5 protein-coding genes are annotated in these 3,407 nt (G+C 41.0%); all 5 read right to left on the bottom strand.

What is annotated here, in order from left to right:
- Positions 1-639 precede the first annotated feature (639 nt).
- Positions 640-1,068, bottom strand: a complete 429-nt coding sequence (gene msrB, locus RT445_RS23380; protein ID WP_312506856.1) for a peptide-methionine (R)-S-oxide reductase MsrB — start codon at positions 1,066-1,068, stop codon at positions 640-642.
- Positions 1,061-1,594, bottom strand: a complete 534-nt coding sequence (gene msrA, locus RT445_RS23375; RefSeq protein ID WP_274797081.1) for a peptide-methionine (S)-S-oxide reductase MsrA — start codon at positions 1,592-1,594, stop codon at positions 1,061-1,063. The genes msrB and msrA overlap by 8 nt, the downstream gene beginning before the upstream one ends.
- Positions 1,595-1,606: 12 nt before the next feature.
- Positions 1,607-2,188 (bottom strand): YpmS family protein, encoded by a 582-nt coding sequence (locus tag RT445_RS23370; protein ID WP_274797080.1) that lies wholly within the window; start codon positions 2,186-2,188, stop codon positions 1,607-1,609.
- Positions 2,189-2,192: 4 nt separating this feature from the next.
- Positions 2,193-3,122 (bottom strand): GDSL-type esterase/lipase family protein, encoded by a 930-nt coding sequence (locus RT445_RS23365; RefSeq protein WP_274797079.1) that lies wholly within the window; start codon positions 3,120-3,122, stop codon positions 2,193-2,195.
- A gap of 45 nt (positions 3,123-3,167) precedes the next feature.
- Positions 3,168-3,407: hypothetical protein (locus RT445_RS23360; protein ID WP_313471722.1), on the bottom strand; the 240-nt coding region annotated here is incomplete at its 5' end.

The following is a 3,407-nucleotide window of genomic DNA, read 5'->3' as shown; positions in this document are numbered from 1 at the left end:
GAGGATTCTATCCTCCGCTTTATGCGGCTATCCTTCATTTTACGCGTTCTATCCACTACTTTCCTGGCTTTATCCTTCAATTAGAGGGTTCTATCCTCCGCTTTATGCGGCTATCCTTCACTTTGCGCGTTCTATCCACTACTTTCTTGGTTTTATCCTTCGATTAGAGGATTCTATCCTCCGCTTTATACGGCTATCCTTCACTTTGGGCGTTCTATCCACTACTTTCTTAGTTTTATCCTTCGATTAGAGGATTCTATCCTCCGCTTTATGCGGCTATCCTTCACTTTGCGCGTTCTATCCACCACTTTCTTGATTTTATCCTTCGATTAGAGGATTCTATCCTCCGCTTTATGCTGCTATCCTTCACTTTGGGCTTTCTATCCACTACTTTCCTAGCTTTATCCTTCGATTAGAGGATTTTATCCTCCGCTTTATGCGGCACTCCTTCACTTTGCGCGTTCTATCCACCACTTTCTTGATTTTATCCATCAACAAGAGTTTTAAACTCCTCGCTTTGTACGGCTTTCCTTCAATTTTGACATTGCTATCCTCCACTTCCAATAGCAGCTTTCGCTCCGGATATCCAACCCGATGATCAACAAAAAAACCTAGCAAGATTGCTCCTGCTAGGTGTCGTTATTTAAATAATGAAAGATATTCGCCGTAGCCTTCTTTTTCTAGGTCCTCTTTTGGGACAAATCGTAGGGCTGCTGAATTAATGCAGTAGCGCAGGCCTCCTAATTCACTTGGACCATCTGGGAAGACATGTCCGAGATGAGAGTCTGCTTCTTTACTGCGAACCTCTACACGACGCATGCCGTGAGATGTATCGAAGTGCTCTGTGACTTGTTCTTTTTCAATCGGTTTTGTAAATGCTGGCCAACCACAGCCAGAGTTGTATTTGTCCAACGAGCTGAATAATGGTTTTCCAGAAACAATATCTACATAGATGCCTTCCTCAAAATGCTCGTCATATTCATTGCGGAATGGTGGCTCTGTGCCATTTTCCTGCGTGACATAATATTGCATATCTGTTAGTTCTTTTAAACGTTGTTCTTTATTCATGTTTATTCCCCCAGTGATGCTCCTGGAACGCTCGACGACCTGAGCCAATCGAATAGCGCTCATAGTGCATTGGATTTTTCTTATAATACTGTTGATGATAATCTTCAGCTGGATAAAACGTGCTAGCTGGTAAGATTTTGACCATAATCGGCTTATCGAACTTCTTAGATGCTTCTAAATCTGCCTTCGAACGTTCGGCTAATTCACGTTGTTCTTCGTTATGATAAAAAATGGCCGTTGTGTAAGATTCTCCACGGTCATAAAACTGACCCCCTGCATCTGTTGGATCGATCAATGTCCAATAAATTGCAAGTAATTGCTCGTAGCTATATAATTCATCATCAAATACGATTTGAACAGCCTCTACATGTCCTGTCGTTTCTGAGCATACTTGTTCGTATGTGGGGTTGACAACATGTCCACCCGTATAGCCAGAAATCACCGAGTCAATACCAGGTGTTTCGTCAAAGGGCTTGACCATACACCAAAAACAGCCTCCCGCAAATGTTGCATATTGCTTTGCCATTCATCTCACTCCTTATTCACCAGGAACAATAATTTCTAATAATATTTTATCCTTTGGTAAGTCTAACTCTTTGGCACGAACACGTGATCCTGAAGCGATGTTAATACGCGATAAATCAATATAGATTTCTGCTTTATTCGGATTCACTGTAATCCATGAGGGAAATTCCACCGAATCACGCATAATTTTCATTGTCGTCTCCGGTGGAATATTCAATAGTCCAACATTCATGCCCGTTTGTTTTAAAATAATATTACCCTTTTCATCCACAATCGGATCAAAATTCATCGAAATCGGGATTTCCGTATAAAACACGGTTAATGTGCTTCTTAATTGAATATCATCACCGATTGTAAAATCAAGCGGTAAAGGAGAGCCCTTCGCTGCATCCTTTAAATATTTTTTTGATATCGATTCTAATTCCTTTGTTGTGGTTTGCACAACGAGTACATTCCCTTTGCTTTCACTTTCACCTGCAGAACTCTTCGCAACATTGACGTCATCCACTGGTCTAGTTGCTAAAAAAACGACGAGGAGGATTGCAAAAAGCACTGTGCCCGCTAAGGCGAAAAATGCGACTTTCCATTTATTCATTTTGTCACTCCTCGAAGCCTATTGCCTTGTTAATCTTCTTTTCCATGCCACACTGCTCCATTGCTGCTAGTATTCGCTCGGTCATTTTTTCATATCCCTTTGCATTCGGGTGGAAAAAATCTGTATGATAGACGAGCTCTTCATTTGAATCGAATAAATCTTCTACTGAAACGTAGCAAGCATTTGAATCTTCACTCGCTACTTCTTCAATTACATTATTCCATTCTGTAATAATTGTATCAAATTCATTCGCCTCATTGGTCACAATCGAAAATGGATTATAGAAGCCAATGAGTAGAATAGGCACTGTTGGATTTTTTGCGCGAATGCCTGCTACGATTTTGCTGTAGCGCTCCTTATAGGCCTTCAATTCCTTGTCGAATGCGTCACGCTTCAAATTAAACAAATCCTGCTTGACAACTTTCATGACATCATTGCCGCCCATTGTTAATGAAATGAGCTGCGCTTGTTGCAACTCTTCATCATAATGCCCTTTTTTCACTAATTTTAGAAGTTGATCACTGCGCCTACCACGTTTTCCACGATTATCGACATCTACGTCCGAAATCGAGGGCCACGCCAGCAATGAATCTGCTAATCTTCCAACATAACCGTCTTGACTATACTCATCACCGACACCATCTGTTAACGAATCTCCCAGTGCCAAGTAATGTAGTTGCTTTGCGTTTTCTTCATCAATTTGCGATAAATCCTCTGCTGATGGCTCAAAAAAATGTTCAAAAATTTGCGTCAACATATTCTTAGAGGCTTTTTCCTCATCTTCTGTTTGTTGCTCATCCTGCGTCATATCTTGCTCCGTTCCTGCTTGCTCACCGTCTGGCTCTGCTTGCGGATTCGGTTCATCGATTGATATTGCACAACCACTTAGTACTAAGACGGTCAAACATGACAACATAAATCGCCAAATGTCCATTTGACCACCTTCCATCCCTTTCTATTACTTCTATTATAGAATAGTTCATACCGCAATGAAAAGTGACTTACCCTCAGTTCTCCATAATTTTGTGTTCTTGCCAAATTTCTTCACTAAGGATGTAATCAACATCGCTTCGAAACTGTTCTTTCTTGACACTAAAGTGATCAGCTTTGCTTCGAAACCGATCTCTCTTACCACTAAAGTGATCATCATGACTTTGAAACCGATCTTTCTTGACACTAAAGTGATCAGCTTTGCTTCGAAACCGATCTCTCTTACCAC

Source organism: Lysinibacillus sp. (assembly GCF_032093475.1).
GTDB lineage: Bacteria > Bacillota > Bacilli > Bacillales_A > Planococcaceae > Lysinibacillus > Lysinibacillus irui.
Note: the sequence above shows the minus strand (reverse complement) of the source record. Positions and strands in the feature narration are given on the sequence as shown.